Origin of the sequence: Pseudomonas sp. SWRI92 (genome assembly GCF_014268685.1) — a bacterium.
Lineage (GTDB): Bacteria > Pseudomonadota > Gammaproteobacteria > Pseudomonadales > Pseudomonadaceae > Aquipseudomonas > Aquipseudomonas marvdashtae.
Genome location: NZ_JABWQY010000015.1, coordinates 117,508 through 140,543, shown reverse-complemented (window position 1 = coordinate 140,543; position 23,036 = coordinate 117,508). Strand labels below are relative to the sequence as shown.

Sequence of the window (23,036 nt, the reverse complement as noted above, 5' to 3'; positions counted from 1 at the left end):
GAAACCTTCGATGACGTCGCTTTATTGGCCCTATTGGCTGGCCCACTACTACAACTACCTCGAGGTCGCGACCATCGTGGTCGCGGTGTTGATCCTGATCTCCAGCCTGGATGATCTGATCATTGACGTGTGGTACTGGTCTCGCCGGCTGTACCGCAAGTTCACCGTGGACCGTAGATACCGGCCATTGACCGTCGAACAACTGTTGGCCCGGGACGAGCAGCCCCTGGCGATCATGGTGCCGGCCTGGCTGGAATACGACGTCATCGCGCCGATGATCGAAAACATGGTCTCGACGCTCGACTATCAAAACTACGTGGTCTTCGTCGGCACCTACATCAACGACCAGCGCACCATCGACGAAGTCGAGCGGATGCGCCGGCGCTACAAACAACTGCATCGCGTGGAAGTGCCGCATGCCGGGCCGACCTGCAAGGCCGACTGCCTGAACTGGGTCATCCAGGCGATATTCCTGCACGAGAAAACCCACGGCATGACATTCGCCGGCGTGGTGTTGCACGACAGCGAAGACGTGCTGCACCCGCTGGAGTTACGCCTGTTCAACTACTTGCTACCGCGCAAGGACATGATCCAGCTGCCGGTGGTGTCGCTGGAGCGCAATTGGTACGAGTGGGTCGCCGGCACGTATATGGACGAGTTCGCCGAATGGCACGGCAAGGACCTGGTGGTGCGTGAAAGCATGACCGACACCGTGCCCTCGGCCGGCGTCGGCACGTGCTTTTCCCATCGCGCCCTGCGGGTGCTGGCCGGTGAAACGGAGAACCAGCCGTTCAACACCGACAGCCTCACCGAGGACTACGACGTCGGTGCACGGCTGGCCAAGGTCGGCATGAACGCGATCTTCGTGCGCTTCCCTGTGCAGTTTCGTGTGCTGCGCAAATCCTGGTTCCGCAAGCCCTACGAATCGACGTTGAACATGCCGCTCTGCGTGCGTGAGTTTTTCCCCGACACCTTCCGCACGGCGTTCCGGCAGAAGGCTCGTTGGACCTTGGGCATCGGCCTGCAAGGCTGGGAACAAATGGGCTGGAACGGTTCGTTGGCCAACCGCTACCTGCTGTTTCGCGACCGCAAGGGCGTGGTGACAGCGTTCGTCAGCATCATTGCCTACGTCATCCTGGTGCAACTGCTGGCCCTGATTATCCTGCGCCAGAGCGGCTTGTGGGACGTCAGCTTTCCAACACCGTTTGAAAACGGCGGCCTGATCAAGTACCTGCTGTTGGCCAACGGCGTCGCCTTGGCCTGGCGGATCTTGCACCGCTGTTATTTCACCACCGTGTTGTACGGCTGGCAGCATGGGTTGTTGTCCATCCCGCGGATGCTGGTCGGCAATTTCGTCAACTTCATGGCCGCCGCACGGGCCTGGCGCATGTTCCTGGTGGGCAAGGTGATGAATCGCAAATTGGTCTGGGACAAGACCATGCACGACTTCCCGTCCACCGACCTGGTCGCCATCGCGCCGCGTCGCCTGGGCAGCGTGTTGCTGTCGTGGCAAGCCATCACCGACAGCCATTTGCAAAGCGCCCTGGATGAACAGCAGGCGCGGGATGTGCCGTTGGGGCGGATTCTGCTCAACAACGGCTGGCTGGACGATGAAACCCTGGCCGAAGCGATCGCGTTCCAGAACGACCTGCCCCGGGTGTTCGACGTCGCCGAAAAAGCGGCGGCTTCATCGTCCTCGCTCAGCAGCGAGTTTGCGTTGCGCTGGCGGGTGATACCGCTGGGCCGCAACAGCGAAGGTTGTGAACAGATTGCCGTAGCCAACCCGCTTTCCGAGGAGGGCCTGCAACAAATCAGCGCCGAACTGGGCAGTGAGCCGGTGCAACTGATCGCCCGTGAGAGTGAAATCCTCGCGCTGTTGCGTCGGTTGCCAGCGGACAACGGCCACGCCGTACCGGATGCCCGTGCCCCGCTGCTGGGCGACCTGTTGATCGAGATGGGCCTGCTCGACCGCGACCAGTTCAGCCGCGCCATGTTGCAGTATCGGCCGCAGCATCATGGCCGGATCGGCGACTACCTCGTCGACAGCGGCGTCTTGCCGCGAGCCACGATCGAGCAAGCGGTGGCGCGCCAACACAGCCTCTACCCAACGGAGCTTCCGGCATGAACCGCCCCCTTTTTACCCTTTTGGCGGCGGGGCTGAGCCTTATTCCGGTGCTTGCCGTTGCCGAGACACTGCCCCTGCCGCTGACCGGTCCCGCCTACGTGGCCGCCAACGAAGCCTACAGTGCCTATGAGCGCAAAGACTACGACCTGGCCATCGCCAAGGCACGCGAAGCCTTGCGCCAGCGCGCCGATGTGACGCGCCTCAATACGCTGATCGCCCTGGCCGAACGTGACAAGCAGCTGCGCGACCAACCCAGGACTGCCGCCTCGGGCCGCGCGACTGCCGCAGCACCGGGTTTCGTGGCTGCGAACCGGGGCTTCAAGGCCTATGACCGCGAACAGTTCGGCCTCGCGGCGCAATCGGCGCGCACGGCCATCGCCCAGGCACCCCGGCGCCGGGAATATCGCTTGCTGCTGATTGATGCCCTGCAACGCCAGCAGCAACTGGAAGCCGCCGACCAAGCCGTCACCGACGCGCTTGGGACCTTTGCCAACGACAATACGTTGATGCTGCGTCGCCAAGCCATTCGCCGCCAACTTGCCGTGCCGCCGGCTGTCCAGGGCTACCGCGCCCTGGAACAAGGCAACGCTGTGCTGGCCGTGACTCAGGCGCGCAAGGCCGTGGCCTGGGCGCCGGAAGTTGCCGCAAACCAGCAACTGCTGATCAGCGCCCTGCTCGCCGCCAAGGATTATCCAGGCGCCGAACAAGCCGCCTCGGCCGCGCTGGCTCGGGACGAGCGTAAAGCCGCGCCATGGATTCTGCGCAGCTATGCCCGCGATCGTCAGGGCAAGGCCCAGGCGGCCCAGACTGACGTCAATCGTGCCTTGGCCCTCAAAGGCCTGTCGGCAAGCGAAGTCCGCGATATCCAACTCTTTGCCGCCGACGCCGCGCTGGCCCGCGGCGAGCCTCAGCAGGCGTTGAATCAGTTGCAGGCCTTGGGCAACGACGCTGACGATGCCATTGCCAGTCGGCGCGCCACCGTGCGGGCGGCGCTGCGCCAGAAAAGCAAGGGCTTGGACAGCGTCGTCCAGGCGTCGCCACCGGCGCTGGATTGCCAGGAAAGCCCTTTCGGCCTGACCTGCGCCATCTGGCCGGGCACAGTGCCCGACGCGGGCACCGCCCCGGCTTCCCAAGCCTATGCCGCCCTCGCTCGCAAAGATCCGGCAGCAGCCTCAGCCCTGGCCAACCAAGCGGTAGCGCGGGCACCGCAGAACCCGGCTTATCGACGCTTGCTGGTCAGCGCCCTGACGGAACAAAACCGCCTGCCGCAAGCCATCGCTGCCGCCAGTGAAGGATTGCAGGCCCACGGCGACGACGCGCGACTGTTGGTCATGCGCGGACGCCTGCGCCAACAAATGGCCGACGAGGACGGTGCGCGGGACGACTTCAGCCGCGCGCTGGCCTTGGGCAGCCTGCCGGCCTATGAAGAGGCCGGACTGTATGCCGCCATCGGCCAGCGCCGCACCGCCCGCGAACGCCTGCAAGAGGCACGCAGCAACGGCGAACTGGCCTCGGCAAGCGATCTGCAACTGGCCTATATTTCGGTCCAGGCGGGCGACGACGAAAGCGCCCACGCGGCATTTCGCAAGGCCGACGCGAGCCACCGGTTGCCGCCGGCGGCAGCCCAGGATGCGGCCTATAACGCCATGCGCGTCCATGAAGACGATGAAGCCGTGGCGTATTTCGAACGGGTGATCGACGGGCAGAAAACCGCTGAGTCGCCGATGTCCAAGCAGCAGTTGTTCGATACCCGGCGGGCCGTGGGCGATATTTCCCGCACCTGGGGGCTGACCAGCACCACGAGCTATCGCGGCAACAGTTCCAGCGGCCTGAGCGCCGCACCGAACTCGACCAGCAGCGGCAGTGAAAGCAACGACCTTCTGCAGAACAGCACCGAACTGTCCTGGCGCCCGCTGGGGTATCGCAATGCTCGTTTTGTCGAACTCTACGGACGCGTCACCGATACCCTGTGGAGCAAGAACAGTGATTCGGACACCGGCGCCGACGCGCTGCAAGGCGCCCTCGGGGTACGTATCAAACCGTTCAGTTCCGTCAACATCATGGCTGCCTTTGAACGCACCTTCCCCTTGGGTTCGTCAAACGTCGATGGCGACTGGCTGGTGCGCCTGGGCTACGGTTCCAGCATCGGCACAGACCTGCGGGTCGATGTGCCCAGCTGGTGGACCTCGCAGCTGTACGCCGAAGTCGGTCACTACATCAATGATTCACGGGATTACTTCAACAGCGAATGGCAAGTCGGCCGCAGTTACGCAATCGGCGGCACCGGTTCGCGCTGGGTGGCGTTCCCTCATGTCGTGGCGGCGATTGACTACGATTCGAAGATGAAGAGCAACAACAGCGGCGGCTTCGAATCCGGCGACGCCGGGGGCATCGGGGTCGGCAACAACGTGCGCTACTGGTTTCGTGAAGACGCCTACAATGCACCGCGCTCCTACGTGGATTTCTCCCTGCAGTACCGGGCCCGGATTTTCGGCGAGGAACGGGCCAAAGGCGTGTTCGCCCGCCTGACCTATTCTTATTGAGGACTTGATGTGATGTGTATCTGCAACAAGGCGCTTGCTTGAAAATCCTTGGCCATATCGTCAATCGCGTCGCCGTGGCGGCGCTCGCCGTCACGGCGGCGCTTGGCGCGAGTACAGGGACGTACTACGTGATGAACAGCAGGGCTGCGCCGGACATTGTCGGCATCGTCTGGCAGCCGGACAACCAGACCGTCGGCATCAATGGCCATTGGGAACAGCTGGGAGTCCGCGAACTGCTGGTGCAATGGACGGTGGTGGACGACCAGGCGTTTGTTCCCGGCACCGGCCTGCCCAACGTACCGGTGCTGCCGGATTGGGCGCGGATCGCCAAGGCGCCATGGGCGCAGGATGTCATCCTCGGGCTCGCCGGTCACTTCAGCGAAAACCGTTCACGGGACAACATCGAGCAACTGGCTGCGGTGTCAGAACGTATTGCTCGATTGCCAACACCGCTGCACGTCACCGGCTGGTACTTTCCGGCCGAAGTCGACCCCAGCTGGACTCGCGCCAAAGAGCTGCCTGCATTGCTTGCCAACCTGCCGCGGCCACTGTGGATCAGCGTCTATGACGGCGCCAATATCGGCCCAGCCGCCACCGCCGACTGGCTCAAGCAGTGGCTGCCAGACGACATTGGCGTATTTTTCCAGGACGGCGTCGGCGTCTACGCGCGCACCGCACCGGTGGCACGAACCTATGCCGACACGCTGCGTGACCGCCTCGGCGAGGATCGGGTGCGGATCATTGTCGAAGCCTTCCGTCCCCAACAGGGCGGCGGCTTCCGTTCGGCCACGGCGGCCGAGCTCCTGCCGCAACTGACCGCGTATAACGGCTACCCGCTCTACCTTTTTGACGGGCCACACTACGTGACGCCCGACTTGGTCGGCGAACTGAAGCGATCCTTAGCCAAGCCTTGAGGTGCGCAGCGTTTTGCGGATGGATTTGTATCGTTCTGTATATGAAGGGCCATCAGATACGAAGCCGCCGATTTCAGGCCATTGCGATACACACCCGCGATACACCCGAGCGTTTAACTGTGACTACCGAACAGCAGCACACCCGCTGCCACGGCTAATCCAACTAAGCGCAAGGAGAATCACCATGTTCAATTTCTCGAAACTTTCTTCCCTGGCCGTCGCCCTGACACTGGTTGGCGGTGTTGGCTTGTCGAATGTTGCCTCGGCGAGCGCGCAGGCCGACAGCCCGTCTGCCCAACAACTGGCAGAAGGTGGCTCCGATCGCCTGATCCAGAACCGCGTGGCCGAGGGCGGCTCCGATCGCTTGATCGAGAACCGCGTGGCCGAAGGTGGTTCCGATCGCCTGATTGAAAATCGCGTGGCCGAAGGCGGGGCCGATCGGTTGCAGGAGCTTCGCGAACGCAGCGCGGTTTGAAGCGCTGAAGGAAGCAAGCGTTTGAACAGCCAAGAAAAAGCCCCGCGTCTTTCGAGGCGGGGCTTGTTCACACAGCTATGTATCAGTTGGCCGTGACGACCGCCTGACCGCTCAACGCGAGGTCGAGCAGTTCGCGGTTGGCCACCGCGTACATGGCGTAGTCGGTGCCGCTGGCGGCACGGATGTCCACCAGCATGGCGCGCCAGCGCTCAACCATTTCGCGGTGCTGTTCCAGCCACAGCGCCAGGCGTGTTTCCACGTCCTGGGTGCCGTCGCCCTCTTGCAAGACCGAGATGGTGATCGCCCGTTGCTGCCAGTCGATGTCATCGCGGAACGCTTCGCGGGCCAGGGCCTGCCAGTTGTTTTCCACCGGCAAGGCGCTGATCTGTTGCAGGTACCAGGTGATGTCCAGCGCGCTGCCCACGGCGAAGTACGCCTTGGCTACATCGGCGGCGTTCTGGCCAGTCACGTCGGACGCCTCGATGATCGGCAGCAAGGTGTACAGGTGCGTGGTGCCGGCAACCATGCGCGCGAGCAACTCCGGCACGCCGGCGGCCACGTAGGCCTGGTAGCGGGTCTGCCAGCCTTCGCGGGTCGGGCCTTCCAGCAGTTCGTCGAGCTTGAGGCCCAACGCGGCCAGGTGCGGACCGAAGTGAGCGACGTCACGGGCAGCGTTCTGCTCGTTGCGGCGGCTGCGCAGGAACCAGCGCGTGGCGCGACGGCCCAGGCGCATCAGCTCGTCCATCAGCTCCAGTTGCACGTCGGCCGAGACCTGATGGTCCAGGGCTTCGATCTGGCGGAACCAGTGTGGGAGGTGGAAGATATCCCGCACGATCACATAGGCGCCGGCCACGTTCGCCGGGCTCATGCCCGTCGACTCTTTCAACCGCTGGACGAAGGTGATGCCCATGTGGTTGACCAGGTCGTTGGCGATCTGGGTGCTGACGATCTCGCGTTTCAGGCGATGACGACGCATGGCCTCGGAGAACTTGCTCACCAGCATTGGTGGGAATGCGGTCTCCATGTCACGGGTCAGGTAATCGTCATCCGGCACCTGGGAGTTGAGCAGCGCTTCCTTGAGATCGATCTTGCTGTAGGAGATCAGCACCGACAGTTCGGCACGGGTCAGGCCATGGCCCGCCGCGACACGTTCAGCCAGCTGCTCTTCCGTCGGCAGGAACTCGATGGCGCGGTCCAGCTTGCCACGCACTTCCAGGTCGTTCATCAGGCGCTTGTATTCGGCGATCCGCACGAAAGCGCGGCGTGCCGCCAGGGACAGGGCCTGGGTCTGCTTGTAGTTGTTGCCCAACACCAGGCCGCCGACTTCGTCGGTCATGCTTGCCAGCAACTGGTTGCGTTGCTTGTCGGTCATGTCGCCGGCCTGCACCACTTCGTTGAGCAGGATCTTGATGTTCACTTCGTGGTCGGAGCAGTCGACGCCGCCAGCGTTGTCGATAAAGTCGGTGTTGGAACCGCCGCCATTGAGGCCGAACTCGACACGACCCAGCTGGGTCATGCCCAGGTTGCCGCCCTCGCCCACCACTTTGCAGCGCAGTTCGTTGCCGTTCACGCGCAGCGCATCGTTGGCCTTGTCGCCGACATCGGCGTGGCTTTCGGTGCTGGCCTTGACGTAGGTGCCGATACCGCCGTTCCACAACAGGTCCACCGGCGCCTTGAGCAAGGCGTTCAGCAGTTCGGTCGGGGTCAGTTTGTCGGCCTTGATGTCGAAGCGTTCTTTCATCTGCGGCGAAATCGCGATGCTCTTCGCGCTGCGCGAGAAGATACCGCCGCCTTCGGACATGATGCTGGTGTCGTAGTCGGTCCAGGCCGAACGCGGCAGTTCGAACAGACGCTTGCGCTCGGCAAAGCTGCTGGCAGGCTCCGGGTTCGGGTCGATGAAGATGTGCAGATGGTTGAAAGCCGCGACCAGTTGCAGCTTGTCGGACATCAACAAGCCGTTGCCGAACACGTCGCCGGCCATATCGCCGACGCCCACTACGGTGATGCTGTCTTCCTGGACATTGATGCCGCGCTCGCGGAAGTGGCGCTGAACGCCGACCCACGCGCCCTTGGCGGTGATACCCATTTTCTTGTGGTCGTAACCGGCCGAACCGCCGGAGGCAAACGCATCGCCGAGCCAGAAGCCGTAGTCGATGGCGATGCCGTTGGCGATGTCGGAGAAGGTCGCGGTGCCTTTGTCCGCCGCCACCACCAGGTACGGGTCATCGTCGTCATGACGCACGACGTTGGCCGGCGGCACCAGCGCGCCGTCCTTCAGGTTGTCGGTGATGTCCAACAGGCCCGAGATGAAGATGCGGTAGCAGGCGATGCCCTCGGCCGCGATCTCGTCCCGGCTGCCGCCCAACGGCAGGCGACGTGGCAGGAAACCACCCTTGGCGCCCACCGGCACGATCACCGAGTTCTTCACTTGCTGGGCTTTTACCAGGCCCAGCACTTCGGTGCGGTAGTCTTCTTCACGGTCGGACCAGCGCAGGCCGCCACGGGCGACGTTGCCGAAGCGCAGGTGCACGCCTTCGACCCGTGGCGAGTAGACGAAGATCTCGAACTTGGGCACCGGCTTCGGCAGTTCCGGAATCAGGTGCGGGTTGAACTTGAAGCTGAAGTAGGACTTGTTCTGGCCGTTGGCGTCGGTCTGGTAGAAGTTGGTCCGCAGGGTCGCCTTGATCAGATCCAGGTAGCGACGCAGGATGCGGTCTTCGTTGAGCACCTGCACGTCGTCCAGGGCCGAGAGGATCGCCTGTTCCAGACGCAGCTGCTTGTCTTCCAGGTCATCGCCACTGAGCTTGCGCGCCAGGTAGAAGCGGGTCTTGAACAACCGGGTCAGCTCACGAGCAATGTCGGTGTGGTTGTTCAGGGTGCTGGCGATGTAGCCAAGGTCGAAGCCCAGGCGGATCTGCTTCAGGTAACGGGCGTAGGCACGCAGCAACGCCACGTCGCGCCATGGCAGGCCGGCGGTGAGCACCAGGCGGTTGAACGCATCGTTCTCGGCATCGCCACGGACGATGTGGACGAAGGCGTCCTGCAAGGTGTCGTTGAGCTGCTGGATATCGAGGTCCAGGCCTTCGGCGGCGGTGAACGCAAAATCATGGATCCAGAACTCGCGACCATTGGTATGGCGCAGGCGATACGGGAACTCGCCCAGCACGCGCAGGCCGAGGTTTTCCAGGATCGGCAGCACGTCGGACAGCGCCAGCGGCGTGTCGGCGTGATACAGCTTGCAATGCAGCTCACGCTGGCCGGACACCTGGCCCAACGGCTGGTAGAAGCTCATCACCAGCGGGTTGGTTTCGTTCAGGCTCAGCAGGTGTTGCATGTCCACCACGGCGGAGTGCGCGGCAAAACGCTCGCGGTAGCCGGCCGGGAAGCCTTTCGGGAAGTCCGACAGCACGTTGGTGCCCTGGGCTTCGCCGAAGCTCTCGATAACCAGGCTGGCGTAGTCGTCTTTCCAGCTGCGGCAGGCCTGCACGACTTCTTTTTCCAGCAGGACCGGGTCGATGTCGAGACGGTTTTTCGGGTCCACCCGCAGGATCAACTGCACGCGGGCCAGTACCGATTCGGAGAAGAAGGTCCAGAACTCGCAGTCCGACGCCTTCAGGCGATCCATCAGCACTTGCTGGATCTTCTGGCGCACTTCGGTGGAGTAGATATCACGCGGCACGTAGGCCAGGCAGTAGCAGAATCGGCCATACGGGTCTTTGCGCAGGAACACGCGGATCTTGTTGCGCTCCTGGATCTGCACGATCGACATCACGGTGGTGAACAGCTCGTCCACCGGGGTCTGGAACAGGTCGTCACGGGGCAGCACTTCGACCACCTGCGCCAGTTCCTTGCCCAGGTGCGCCTTGGCCTGGAAGCCCGAACGACGTTCGATTTCCTCGACCTTGCGGCGGATGTACGGAATGACTCGCACGCTCTCGCCATACACCGAAGAGGTGTACAGGCCCATGAAGCGGCATTCCTTGATGACCTTGCCGTCGGCGTCGATTTCACGGATCGACACGTAGTCCGGGTACGCCGGACGGTGCACGCGGCTCGGGTGCGCTGCTTTGGCGAACGACAGCAGGGTCGGTTCGCGCAGGTAATTGACGGCGTAGTCTTCGATGCGCAGGTCTTCGGCGGTGAGGCCGGCGCGCAGCAATTTGGTCAGGCCAAGGAAGGACTCAGGGTCGTACTCGATATGGCCGCCATCGGCTTCATCGCGCACCACAAATTCTTCATAGCCCAGGAAGGTGAAGTGGTTGCCCACCAGCCATTCCAGGAAGCTCTTGATTTCGGCTTTTTCGTCGGCGTTCGTGGCGTAGGCACTGTCGTCCAGGCTCGCGAGGATTTCCTGGACCTTGGCTTTCATCGGCTCGAAATCGGCCACGGCCACCCGCACTTCGCCCAGCACTTGCTCAAGTTCCTTGCTCAGGACATTGAGTTCGGCGGCGTTGGCGCAGCGGTCGATCTCCAAGTACATCAACGACTCTTGCAGCACGTCGTCGCCCTGGGTGCCCTTCGGCAGAATTTCCAGCAACTCGCCCTTGCTGCCGCGACGCACGCTCAGGACGGTGGTTTGCAGGGTATGAATGCTGTAGCCGCGACGGTTCAGCTCGGTGCGGACCGAATCCACCAGGAATGGCAGGTCGTGGTGCAGCACTTCGACGGCGGTGTGGGTCGACTGCCAGCCGTGGCGTTCGTAATCGGGGTTGTAGACACGCACCTGCGGTTGCGCGTGATCGAAGCGCTCAAGCAGGCGCCAGGCGGACAGGGTGCAGCCGGCGAGGTCGGACAACCGGCGCTGGGTGAGTTCATCGAGGGAAATGATGCCGAAGAATTGTTCAGCGAACAGCGCCACTTGTGGCAGTGCCTGTTCACTGATGTGCTGCGCCAGTGCCGCTTGCAGTTGGTGCTGGAAGTCGGCTTTGCTGGCTGCGGTGAAGAACGCCATCTGTGGTACTCCGCTTGGGCTTGTTATTGATGGTAGCGTCGCGTGCAACCCCTTTCGGGGCCGTCGGCCATCCCGTTCCTGATTCTCGGGCAGAGGAAACAGGATGACAGGTGGGTGAAGCTGGACGAGACCCGCAGGTCACATCCTTTTTCCATGTAATTTCACTGTGATGACCACCTGCAAAAAACACTCCGCGATGCCCTTTGCAGGTACACATCCGTTGCGCAGCTTAACGAGTGCGACAACGTGCCTGCTTGCAACGCTGCGACATATTCGGTCATCGGCTAGCTTTAATAGCGACTCAGCATCGAACAACCCTAGCAGCCTGGAGCCCAAACGGCACCCTGCGCGGGTAATCCAGCAGAAAATCGTCCAGGCTGGCAGAATTCGGTTTTTCGCGTTTTGACGGCTCATCGAGCCAGGAGCCACCCGATGAAAATGACAACTGCCCTGCTGATCGCCAACCCGTGCGATGACGAAGAGGACAACATGGCCATGCTGTGTTGCCACAGCAGCCAGGGCGACATGTTCCTGATGACCCGCTACCCCGACGAAGACGAGCTGGAAATCACCCTCGGCGACGAACCCTCGACGCTGGATGGCGTGAAGGTCACGCTCAGCGCGACGCTGTTGAAAATCGAAATCGCCGCGGCGGATGCCGACGCGCTCAACGGCGATGATGTGCTGGAAATCACTCATAGCAGCGATGCGGCGGACCTGGCGGAAGTGGAATTGACGTTGCAGAACATCCTCAAGGGAACCGGCACCTATATCAGCCAACTCTGAAACCAAAGGCGACCGCTCCCCTGTGGCGAGGGGATTTATCCCCTCGCCATGGGCTCAATGCATCAGCCTTTACTCGTCGTTCTTCACGAGGTTGCCATCCGCGTCATACACCAGATATTCGTCACTATCACCCGGCCCCCTCACGTAATAACGGGCTTCATTGCCGTTATCCGGAACCTTCATGCTGGTGTAGGAGCCGAGTTCCTTGATTAACTTGTTGTCTTGACTGATCAAGACCAACCCTGAACCATCGCCAGCCCGGGTAGCAGCGGCGTAGCGGGTCTGGAATGCGTTGATCTGGCTGTAATCCAGCGGAATCTGCAACTTGCCAGTCCGGTCGATGGCACCGTAGAGGCTGTCACGCCCGACCACTGCCATGCCGTTGGAAAACGGTTCCACCTCGTCATACGGCAGTTTGATCGGCAACCGCGCACCCTGGCGATTGATGAAGACGAACGTCCCGTTCTTGTTGTCCTGCAGCAGCAGCGGTTGTTGCCCGACAAAACGACCTTTGACGTTGTAGCCTTCAAGATTGATCCGCTTGCCTTGAAGGTTGAAAACGTCCTGGCGATTGCCGTCGGGGGAGCTGGTGTAAAGGTAGCCGTCGCTGTGCTCGATGCTTGAAAACCGCGCGGGCAGGACTTCCTTGCCGTCCAGGGTGTAGGCGCCGTAGAGCCCCTCCGTCGCATAGGTACGAGTGCCGAGACGGGCGATGAACAGGTTGTCGGTCACCGTGGGGTTGACGAATTTCATCGGCAATATGAAACGGTGCCCCTTGGCATCGTAGAGTCCATAAGGTCCGTTGGTTTCACGCTCCACCAGCAGCAGGCCATCACGCAACTCTTCGGTGATGTGTTCGAACGGCAGGTCGACAAGCTTGTTGCTCCCGGCGGGGAAATAGGCGAACTGGCTGCGTAACGCCTGCCCGTCCGACTCGGGGTCGCTGGATTTTTCCGCGGTGAACAGGGTGTAGGCATCGGCCATCAGACTGTCCTGCACCTGCACCCAACGGGGCTTGATCAGCCACTGTCCGGCCGGATCGACGAAACCGTAGCGCTCGGCCTCGCGATCCAGGGCGATGTAGCGCGCTTGTTCCGCCAGGACGTTGTCGACCGCGGCGAATTCGATGGTGTTGTCTTCCATCGGATCGAGCACATGAATGACGATACGCTGCGGGGTAGCCTCGAAGCGGTAATCGACCTCGGTGTTTTTCAATGGCCCGGCCTGAGCGACCAGCGCTTGGGTGACGCGCTCCAGCTGTTGTTGTACTGCCTGGCCGGTCTTGAGCTGAGCAATATCATCCTTGGTTTGCAGCAGCGCGTCGTAATAAGTACGCAATGCCGCAATATCGCCTTCAGACGGGAAGGCACGGGAGTTGTTACCGTTGCTGTAGAGCGCCTTGCCCTCCTCGGTCAGCCCTTGCAACACGAAGGTCGACATCTTCGGCGTACTCAGGCGCACGGAAGCGCTTGCGTCACCCAATGCCGTGAGCTGGAAGGACTGGCCGTCGTCCAGGGTCACGCTTGGGTGATCCTTGTCCAGGACCACTTTGCGGAACGCCGGATAGCTGCGGTAAGAAACCGTCAGGCCCAGACTGGCCAGGGGTTTGTTGACCGAAAGCGCGAAGGCGTCATGGGACGAGATCATGTCGTCGGACTCGACCTGCGGCGGCGCCTTCAGGTCGGCAAAGCTTTTTTCGCTGCCATCGCGAAAACGCAGGCGCTGCGGCAGGTACTGCTCGGCAGTCGGTTCATTCGGCATGGCCGCGCGCTTCCAGAGCGGATCGAGGCTGTTGGTATCCAGTCTCACTTCGGAACCGTCGGCAAACAGCCGCTGGGCAAAACGCAGGCCTTGGATCGATGCCAGCTCAGCTTTCAGTTGCGCGCTGGTGAACGGGACGAACAGCGTCTCGTACTGCAACGATTGCTCCTCGGCTGGCTCGGTTGTCTCGATACTCAAGCTCAACTGCGCGTCACTGAACCGTTCCAGGGACCTGAGGGTTTCACCGGTGTCCTGGATCAAATAATTGAGGCGTTTCTTGACATCGGGCAGCGCCAATGTGCCGATGTCCTCCAGGCCGCCTTCGTTCAAGTCCTCGGCGACGAAACCTTCATCGGCCGGCGCCCCGCTGTGGTGAAACAGGGTGTAGGACGCAAAGCCCACCACCAACAGGGCGGCCGTCAAAATCGACAGCAATCTCAAACGAGGCTGGGTAACGTTCATGGTGGCTTCGGTCGTCAAAGGGCTGGGAAGGCAGGCAGCTAACCACACGGCCTGGCGCGCTGCAAATCCGTTGAAAGGCCCGGTTCTGATAAATATCTGCCCGTACCGTCGCCGCTATCGGACCGCGGTGAACCACCGTCGGTCGCACCTGTGACGCATCGCCCTTGACGCCGGATCAGCTTCTGGTGTTTCCTGAAACCGGTTTCAGAGCCGCTAATAAATCCAATAAGCAGGTTTCAATCCGTGAATTCTTTCTCCGCCGCCCAGCGCAGCCGCGTGACCATGTTAGATGTCGCCGAACGCGCCGGGGTCTCCAAGGCCAGCGTCTCGCGTTTCATCGGCGAGGACCGCGCGCTGCTTTCCGAAGCCATCGCCCGGCGCATAGAACAGGCGATAAGCGAGCTGGGTTATCGGCCGAACCAGATGGCCCGCGGCCTGAAACGCGGGCGCACACGCTTGATCGGCATGCTCGTGGCCGATATCCGCAACCCCTATTCAATTGCCGTGATGCATGGCGTAGAAACCGCCTGCCGTCGCCACGGCTACAGCCTCGTAGTGTGCAACACCGACCGCGATGATGAGCAGGAGCGCCAGCATCTGGCGCTGTTGCGCGCCTACAACATCGAAGGGCTGATCGTGAACACGCTGGGCCATCACCGTGATGAACTGTTCGAACTGCGCAGCGAAATGCCCATGGTGCTGGTGGATCGCAAGGTCGATCGGCTCGACAGCGACTTGGTGGGACTGGACAACCCGGCGGCCGTCGAAATGGCCCTCGACCACCTCGGACAGCGGGGCTACCGCGATCTGCTGCTGGTGACCGAGCCGTTCGACGGCACCAGCTCGCGCATCGAGCGAGTCGAGAGTTTCAAGGCCGGCATCGAGCGCCGCCCTGCCCTGGCCGGCGCCGTGGTGGAAACCTGCGATCAACTGGCCGGGCGCATCAAAGACTTCCTTGCCCAGCCAGGCCACGGCCCCAAGGCACTCTTTTGCGCCAACGGCATCGCCGCGCTGGCCGCCACCCAAGTATTGCGCCAATTGGGTTGCCATTTGTTCGACGATGTTGGGCTGATCGCCCTCGACGACCTCGATTGGTATCCCTTGGTAGGCAGCGGCATCACCGCCCTGGCACAGCCGACGGCGCAGATCGGCGCCAGCGCGTTCGAATGCCTGCTCAAGCGCTTGCGTGGCGACAACGGGCCGGTACGGACCCTGGATTTTGCGGCGCAGTTGATTGAGCGTGGATCGACGCGCGGGGTCCTTCGATGATTGCCTGGCCTGCAGGTGATGAAATCCAAGGCTAAGCCCTTTTTTTGAACAAAACTGAAACCGGTTTCAGAGGTACAAGAACAATGCATAACCCACCCGTTTCCATCAGCCTCTCCAGCTACGGCGCCGACCTGGTGCGCCAGCACGGCCAAGGCAGCTTCATCGCGCTGCTGGCCGCCGCCGGTGCCTCGCGAATCGAATGGCGCGAAGAACTGCTCACCACTGAACAACCCACCGAGCTGGCCGCCGACGCGCGCGCCCAAGGGCTGAAGAGTGTCTATTCTTCGCCCCTTGAGCTCTGGCTTCCCGGCCAGTCCAAACCCAATCCCGAATTGATCGTTGCCCTGCAACGCTGCGAGGCGTTCGGCTCGACGTGGCTTAAGGTTTCCCTCGGACACTTCACCGACTCCCAAGACCTGTCGGCCCTCGCCGACAGGCTCGCGGCGAGTCCCGTGCAACTGCTGGTGGAAAACGACCAGACCTTGCAAGGTGGGCGGGTCGAACCCTTGCAACGTTTTTTCGCCGCCATCGAAGAGCGCGGATTGCCTATCGCCATGACCTTCGACATTGGCAACTGGCAATGGCAGGACCAATCGGCCATGGTGGCGGCCCGACAACTCGGACGGCATGTGGCGTATGTGCACTGCAAGGCGGTGGCCCGGTGCGCCGACGGCAAGCTGATCGCCGTGCCCCCGGCCCTGGCAGACCTGCATCTGTGGGAGCAACTGTTCAAGCACATGCCCGTCGGCGTGATGCGTGCCGCCGAATACCCGCTGCAAGGCGATGACCTGCTGGCCTTGACCGCGGAACATGTCACCACTTTGTCGCGCCTCGGACAATCGCGCCGGGAGCCTGCCCATGCGTGAATTCGATGTGTTGTCGTTCGGCGAAACCATGGCGATGCTGGTGGCCGACCAGACCGGCGACCTGGCCGGCGTCAGTCAATTTCACAAGCGCATCGCCGGGGCCGACAGCAATGTGGCTATCGGTTTGTCGCGACTGGGCTTTAATGTCGCCTGGCTCAGTCGGGTCGGCGCCGACTCTCTCGGACGTTTCGTGGTGCAGACGCTGGAGAAAGAAGGCCTGGACTGTCGCCACGTGGCGGTGGATCCGGCGCATCCCACCGGTTTTCAGCTGAAGTCCCGCACCGACGATGGCAGCGACCCGCAAGTCGAGTATTTCCGTCGCGGTTCGGCGGCCAGTCATCTATCGATCGAATCCATCGCCGCGCCGTTGCTGGGCGCTCGTCACCTGCATGCCACCGGCATCGTACCGGCGCTGTCGGCCACGGCCGGTGAAATGTCCTTTGAATTGATGAGCCGAATGCGCGAGGCCGGTCGCAGCCTCTCGTTCGACCCCAACCTGCGCCCGAGCCTGTGGGCCAGCGAAGCCATGATGATCCGCGAGATCAATCGTCATGCTGCCCTGGCCCATTGGGTCTTGCCGGGACTTGGCGAAGGTCGCTTGCTGACCGGCCGTGAAGATCCGGCCGACATCGCCGCGTTCTACCTCGATCAGGGCGCCGAAGTCGTGGTGGTCAAGCTCGGCGCCGACGGGGCCTATTACCGCACCGCACTGGACCAGGGCTTTATTGGCGCCGTGCCGGTTCCCCGGGTCGTGGACACCGTGGGCGCCGGTGATGGCTTCGCCGTCGGCCTGATCAGCGCGCTGCTTGAAGGCCGCGACGTCACCGAAGCGGTACGACGCGCCAACTGGATTGGCAGCCGCGCGGTGCAGAGTCGCGGGGACATGGAAGGTCTACCGACGCGCCTGGAGTTATCGGCTGAATTCGAGGCCGCCTGCTGCCAATAGAGGCTGGAGAAGTCTCACAAACGCACCTGCTGAACAAAAACAACAAGCTCAGGAGTCATGACATGCAAACGCTCAATCTCGCCGCCCGCCGCTGGTGGTACATCATGCCCATCGTGTTCATCACCTACAGCCTGGCGTACCTCGACCGGGCGAACTACGGTTTCGCCGCCGCCTCGGGAATGGCCGAGGACCTGATGATTACGCCTGGGTTGTCGTCGCTGCTGGGCGCGCTGTTTTTCCTCGGTTACTTCTTCTTCCAGATACCCGGGGCGATCTACGCGCAAAAACACAGCGTGAAAAAACTGATATTCGTCAGCCTGATCCTCTGGGGCTCGCTGGCGACCCTGACGGGTGTGGTCTCCAACGCGTACTGGCTGATCGTGATCCGCTTCATGCTCGGCGTGGTCGAAGCCGCGGTGATGCCGGCGATGCTGGTCTACCTGTGCCACTGGTTCACCCGCGCCGAACGCTCGCGCGCCAACACCTTCCTGATCCTTGGCAACCCGGTGACCATGCTGTGGATGTCCGTGGTCTCGGGCTATCTGGTGGAGCAATTTGACTGGCGCTGGATGTTCATCATCGAAGGCTTGCCGGCGGTGCTCTGGGCCTTTGTCTGGTGGCGCCTGGCCGATGATCGCCCGGCCCAGGCCAAGTGGCTCAGCGACCAGGAAAAACAAGACTTGGAAAGCGCGCTGGCCGCCGAGCAGGTCGGTATCAAGGCGGTGAAGAACTATGCCGAGGCCTTCCGCTCGCCCAAGGTGATCATCCTGGCCCTGCAGTTTTTCTGCTGGAGCATCGGCGTCTATGGTTTCGTGCTGTGGCTGCCATCGATTCTCAAGGCCGGCCTGAAGATGAACATGGTCGAAGCCGGGTGGCTGTCATCGCTGCCTTATCTGGCGGCGGTGATCGCGATGCTGATCGTCTCCTGGGCGTCGGACAAAGTGCAGAAGCGCAAGCGCTTTGTCTGGCCGCCGTTGCTGGTCGCCTCCATCGCCTTCTACGCTTCCTACCTGCTGGGGGCGGAGCATTTCTGGTGGTCCTACACCTTGCTGGTGATCGCCGGCGCCTGCATGTATGCGCCTTACGGTCCGTTCTTCGCCATCGTCCCGGAGATCCTCCCGGCCAACGTCGCCGGCGGCGCCATGGCATTGATCAACAGCATGGGCGCGCTGGGTTCGTTCGGCGGTTCGTACCTGGTGGGCTACCTCAACGGCTCCACCGGCTCCACCGGCATGTCCTTCTTGTTGATGAGCGGCGCGTTGCTGCTGTCGGTGGTACTGACCCTCGCCCTCAAGCCCGGCGCCAGCGACCGGGTCGTGTCCAAAACTGCGACGCCACAGCCGGCGCCCGCCCGTTCCTGAATCGAGAATCCTCATGAAAAAACACGTCGTGGTGTACAAAGCACTTTCAGCGCAATTGATGGAACGCCTGCAAGCGCAGGCCCAGGTCACCCTGATTGAGCGCCTCGATGAGCAGGGCCTGGCCCAACTGCGCGAAGCCCTGCCCAGCGCCCATGGCCTGCTGGGCGCAAGCCTCAGGCTCGATGCGTCGCTGCTGGACCTGGCGCCCCACCTGGAGGCGATCGCCAGTGTTTCGGTTGGGGTCGATAACTACGATATCGATTACCTGACCGAACGGCGGATCGTGCTCACCAACACGCCGGATGTGCTGACCGAGACCACCGCCGACACCGGATTCGCCTTGATCCTGGCGACCGCCCGCCGCGTGGTGGAACTGGCGAATCTGGTCCGCGCCGGGCAATGGCGGCAGAGCATCGGCGCCAAGCATTTCGGCAGCGATGTCCACGGCAAGACTCTAGGCATCGTCGGCATGGGACGCATCGGCGAAGCCTTGGCCCAGCGCGGGCATTTCGGTTTCGGCATGCCGGTGCTCTATCACAGCCACTCGCCCAAGCCGGCGGTGGAGCAACGTTTCAACGCCCGCTACTGCAGCCTCGATACGCTGCTGCAAGAAGCGGATTTCATTTGCCTGACGTTGCCGCTGACCACTGAGACCCAAGGGCTCATCGACGCACGGGCGTTCGCACAGATGCGTCCCGAAAGCATCTTCATCAATATCTCCCGGGGCAAGGTCGTGGACGAAACGGCGATGATCGAAGCCCTGCGCAGCGGGCAGATCCGTGGCGCCGGACTGGACGTGTTCGACCGCGAACCCTTGCGCGCCGACTCGCCCCTGTTGCAGATGGACAACGTGGTCGCGACGCCGCACATCGGCTCGGCGACCCATGAAACCCGGGAAGCGATGGCGCGTTGTGCGGTGGACAACCTGTTGGCGGCATTGCTGGGTGAGCGGCCGGTGAATCTGGTGAATGCGGGGGCGTGGATAGGCTGACCTATAGCCGCCTTCGAATATGCCATCGCGAGCAGGGTCGCGATGGCAACTGTGTTCATTTAGAGATTCAAGCAACACAACCTTTCCGGGCACACCCGCCTTAAACACCGCTGCCAGATTATCCTTTTGATCCTTGCTTAAAATAATATAAACATCCCAAACGGCGAGAACAGTAGAGAGAAACCACACTTTCAACAAAGCAGCTACATTCCTACACTCCCCTCCTACTCAACGGCAAGAACGAACCTACGTCAGCCTCGGAAGTCGCGCAATAGCCTTCACCTCACCCCAATGCTATTAATTAATCACTTGCGAACAAACGCAAGTTGGGCGCTCGCGTCGCGACGCCCATCAACTACATTGGAGTAACCGACATGGGTAGAAAACGCTCTGAAATAAATAACACCTTCTTTGGCCTGCCGCAGGCATTAGGCTTTTCTAAAGACCTCCTCGCAACGGAAGCCGATTTTTTTGCGTCACTGACCAATTAAGCCAGTGACCGATTAATTATCGGCGAACAGATGCCGAAAGGATCCCCTTTCGGCATCCTTTAATGGAGATCCATATGTCAGAACGAGAACTATCACCCACCGAAGCGCTATTCAATATCATGTCCACGCTCCATACACTGGGCCTCAGTGCAGTAACACGATATACGACATCATCCAAGTTAGTAGCAACGGCCGAACTGTTTGATGATAACGACAACCTCGTTGAATCGGGAGCAGGCAAGGGACCAGATTCACTAATAGGCGCACTGGCAGAAAGCATTGAACACTTCAGCACGTTTCAGCCTCTTGCTGATGCGCCCATAGGATACCGCTCCGACAAGATAGCTACTCAAAAAGCAGTTACAGACGATGGAATTTTTACCAGCCTGCCTCACACCGAAAAATTAATCGAATGCTTTAGGCTTACTTCGCTCAACAACAATGAGGAGCTATTCGCGCCGTGCGTCCTTCTATGCCCTGAAACGATGCAAAACATCCACGGCGATTCGAATTCCGCACTGCGTTTTCTATCTCGCTACTCGTCAAACTCAGGAATTGCTTTTGGTTGCACAGAGAACGAAGCACTGTTACATGGTACCCACGAAACAATCGAGAGGCATATCCTTTCTCTTTTCTACATGACTGTCTGTGGCCTCGGCCCGGCAATGGAACTATACACACCTTCTGTCGCGTTGCTTCAAACAGCGCTGGGGAGCCACCCTGCTGCCTTGGCGTCAGCGAACAGACTGCAAGTGATCATTATCAAGGACGTGCTGTCAGTTTATTTTGCAGTGGCATTTCCCAAAGGGGGCCCTGGAGCTCACCATCTTTCACCCATCGGCTCCGGATGCTCGCTTGAAATCCATACTGCAATCCAAAGGGCAGTTACTGAACAGTTCCAGTCCGAGGACTTATATGATGCCGCTGAAGAATCCATAGATAGAGAAACCTTTGACCTATTATCTAAATCAAGGCACCTGAAATGCTTGATTGACTTCGCACCACTCATGAGAGCGACACTTCCTATAATTGACACCCCTGCACACATCGCCCCCTTAACAGTCTCTGAACAATTAGCAAAATTGCAAAAAAACCTATCAAATAAAAGAATGAAAATATTCCGCCGAACAGTAGCTCGTTTTTCAGACTATAGCTTCGTCACTCAAATTTACATTCCAGGACTTGAACGCTTCAATATCATTAGAAACGGTCGCCTGGTGGTGCCTCAGCACGTGTTACGCGGTTGAATTATCGAACACAAAGCAACCAGGAGCGAGTACATGCACAGCATCCGGGCAATGATAAAAAACGCCTGCAAACAACACACCAGACTTCTAGCAATAACCATAATCACAATCATCGCACTTAAACTGATTACACTTGCCCCTCCACTGTTACTCGGAACCATCATCGACACCCTGCAAGGCACTGGAAATCCAGCATCCAGCACCCTGCTCGCACTGACGACAGGCCTGATTATCGCGGGATGTATTCATGCCACCATCACTCCTTTGCAACTCCATGCGCTGTCGAAGCTGGTCCAGAGCATTATCATGAACGCTTCCATTGAGTGGATCACCGAACTCATAGGCAAAGAGTTTTCGTTATTCAACTCCTGGAGAATCGGCCACTTCATCAAATCGGTCGAGCGCGGAATTACTGCGCACGAACAACTACTCACCTTCATTGTGACCATTGCGCTTCCCGTACTCTTGGAATTCATAGTCGTTGGGGCTGCTTTTATTTACATAGGGGGCGGTGAAATTTTTTTGAGCATGACGGCGTTCGGAATTATCTATCTGGCTGCCACCCATAAAATTATCAAATGGCGGAGGAAGCACATCGATGCAGTCAATGAACAGGAGGATGAGTTAAGCGCCCACCTCTACAACACCCTCAACGCGGGAAAAATCATAAAGCTGGAAAGTGCCATACCTACTGCCCTGCTCCCGTTGAACGCGGCGTTCGGACGTTATGCCAGCGCTGCGGTGACTACGGCATCCTCTGGCGGCCTGCTGAGCACCGCCAAGATACTGTTCGTAAGCCTTTCCACTGGGGGATTGCTCTACTGGGGCGTCGTGGACCAACTTTCGGGTCAGCCCAGTATCAGTGTCGGGCAGCTGGTTGCCATTTTTTCAATCGCGGGGAGTTATCTGCTCAGTATTTCAACCTTGACTGAAGGGTATCGTGTTCTTGATCAGTTCCTTGCAGACCAGCGTCAATTTCAGGGTCTGCTATCACTTCCGGCTTTCGATCGCAGCAATCGGCTGGCGTGGGTTGATTTCCACCGATCCTCAGTTCTGGAGCTTGGACCCTGCGAAGTGGCAGGAACGGGACCGCTTCGCCTGTCGATCAAGCGCTCCCTGGCATTTGTTCAAGGGCAGTCAGTGGCCGTTACCGGCCCTAGCGGCGCAGGCAAAACCACTTTTCTGGAAGTCCTCGCCGGGCTTGATGCATCAATGCGGGACCAACTGAGTATCGACTCGGTACCGGTTTCACTTTTGACCGGTCAAGCTCACTTGGACACCTTGAGGTACTGCCCCCAGCAACCACGGTTTCTGGAAGGCTCTTTTGAACAGTCGGTTCTGTTTGGAGGCAGCGCATCGCCGATTTTGTCAAGAGCCATACGACAACTGGAACTGGATGAGATCGTGACAACACGGCAGGTCAGCGAAAATGCATCAAATATCTCCGGAGGCGAAGCCAAACGCCTGTCGCTGCTGCGCCTGATCAACAAGCCTGGGAAATTCAATATGTTCGACGAGCCAAGCGCATCCATCGAACCTAGGCTAACCACGCCTCTTTGGGACCTGTTATTCGACGTTTTTGCCGGGCAGGGGTTGATATGTGTCACCCATGACATTGACCACTTGCATCGGTTTGACCGGGTCATTGTGATGCATGACGGGGCAATCGTGGAGGATGGTCCGTGGCGGGATCTGATCGACAGACCAGCAATCAAGCTGTTGATGGATGAGATTCGGATGCAAAACTAGCGAAAATATGAGGTGCCGGATCTACTACGGTAATCGCGAGCAGGCTCGCACACAATGGATCGGCGGCGCTCCTTGATCCTGCCTCCACCGCCAATCCCC

At 60.4% G+C, this 23,036-nt stretch carries 14 protein-coding genes; 12 read left to right on the top strand and 2 right to left on the bottom strand.

From position 1 onward, the window contains the following. Nucleotides 1–10: 10 nt before the first annotated feature. The 4 genes from HU762_RS20840 (at nucleotide 11) to HU762_RS20825 (ending at nucleotide 6,057) form a co-directional block, all read left to right on the top strand. Nucleotides 11–2,125: a glycosyl transferase family protein gene (locus HU762_RS20840; protein ID WP_186640200.1), complete on the top strand. Its 2,115-nt coding sequence runs from the start codon at nucleotides 11–13 to the stop codon at nucleotides 2,123–2,125. Then, the gene (locus HU762_RS20835; protein WP_186640198.1) at nucleotides 2,122–4,668 is read left to right on the top strand and encodes a bacteriophage N4 adsorption protein A; all 2,547 of its coding nucleotides are present in this window, start codon (nucleotides 2,122–2,124) and stop codon (nucleotides 4,666–4,668) included. The genes HU762_RS20840 and HU762_RS20835 overlap by 4 nt, the downstream gene beginning before the upstream one ends. Nucleotides 4,669–4,706: 38 nt before the next feature. Beyond that, entirely contained in the window at nucleotides 4,707–5,582 is an 876-nt protein-coding gene (locus tag HU762_RS20830; RefSeq protein ID WP_186640197.1) for a hypothetical protein, read from the top strand. 184 nt (nucleotides 5,583–5,766) lie between these two features. Next, complete coding sequence (locus HU762_RS20825; RefSeq protein WP_186640195.1) at nucleotides 5,767–6,057, top strand: phage infection protein; 291 nt, start codon at nucleotides 5,767–5,769, stop codon at nucleotides 6,055–6,057. Nucleotides 6,058–6,139: 82 nt separating this feature from the next. Here the strand turns inward: HU762_RS20825 and HU762_RS20820 are convergent, their stop codons facing one another. Next, entirely contained in the window at nucleotides 6,140–11,008 is a 4,869-nt protein-coding gene (locus HU762_RS20820) for an NAD-glutamate dehydrogenase (RefSeq protein ID WP_186640193.1), read from the bottom strand. A gap of 432 nt (nucleotides 11,009–11,440) precedes the next feature. Here HU762_RS20820 and HU762_RS20815 point away from each other — a divergent pair, with 432 nt between their 5' ends. Next, entirely contained in the window at nucleotides 11,441–11,794 is a 354-nt protein-coding gene (locus HU762_RS20815; RefSeq protein ID WP_186640191.1) for a hypothetical protein, read from the top strand. A gap of 69 nt (nucleotides 11,795–11,863) precedes the next feature. Here the strand turns inward: HU762_RS20815 and HU762_RS20810 are convergent, their stop codons facing one another. Further along, nucleotides 11,864–14,017, bottom strand: coding sequence for a WG repeat-containing protein (locus HU762_RS20810; protein ID WP_186640189.1), 2,154 nt, complete (start codon nucleotides 14,015–14,017; stop codon nucleotides 11,864–11,866). A 243-nt stretch (nucleotides 14,018–14,260) separates the two neighbouring features. On the opposite strand from HU762_RS20810, the gene HU762_RS20805 reads away from it, so the two are divergent. The 7 genes from HU762_RS20805 (at nucleotide 14,261) to HU762_RS20775 (ending at nucleotide 22,937) form a co-directional block, all read left to right on the top strand. After that, a complete protein-coding gene (locus tag HU762_RS20805; protein WP_186640187.1) occupies nucleotides 14,261–15,286 on the top strand; it encodes a substrate-binding domain-containing protein in 1,026 nt (341 codons plus the stop codon). Nucleotides 15,287–15,369: 83 nt separating this feature from the next. Continuing rightward, on the top strand, nucleotides 15,370–16,152 hold the full coding sequence (locus HU762_RS20800) for an AP endonuclease (RefSeq protein ID WP_186640185.1): 783 nt from the start codon (nucleotides 15,370–15,372) through the stop codon (nucleotides 16,150–16,152). Beyond that, nucleotides 16,145–17,098, top strand: coding sequence for a sugar kinase (locus HU762_RS20795; protein ID WP_186640183.1), 954 nt, complete (start codon nucleotides 16,145–16,147; stop codon nucleotides 17,096–17,098). Before HU762_RS20800 ends, HU762_RS20795 begins: the two co-directional genes overlap by 8 nt. A 62-nt stretch (nucleotides 17,099–17,160) precedes the next feature. Next, entirely contained in the window at nucleotides 17,161–18,459 is a 1,299-nt protein-coding gene (locus HU762_RS20790; RefSeq protein ID WP_186640181.1) for an MFS transporter, read from the top strand. Nucleotides 18,460–18,472: 13 nt separating this feature from the next. Next, a complete protein-coding gene (locus tag HU762_RS20785; protein ID WP_186640179.1) occupies nucleotides 18,473–19,450 on the top strand; it encodes a D-glycerate dehydrogenase in 978 nt (325 codons plus the stop codon). A 565-nt stretch (nucleotides 19,451–20,015) separates the two neighbouring features. Continuing rightward, nucleotides 20,016–21,188 carry a YcaO-like family protein gene (locus HU762_RS20780; protein ID WP_238340415.1) on the top strand — a complete coding sequence of 391 codons (1,173 nt, stop codon included), beginning with the start codon at nucleotides 20,016–20,018 and terminating at the stop codon, nucleotides 21,186–21,188. Between the two features lie 33 nt (nucleotides 21,189–21,221). Then, complete coding sequence (locus HU762_RS20775) at nucleotides 21,222–22,937, top strand: ATP-binding cassette domain-containing protein (RefSeq protein WP_186640177.1); 1,716 nt, start codon at nucleotides 21,222–21,224, stop codon at nucleotides 22,935–22,937. Nucleotides 22,938–23,036 lie beyond the last annotated feature (99 nt).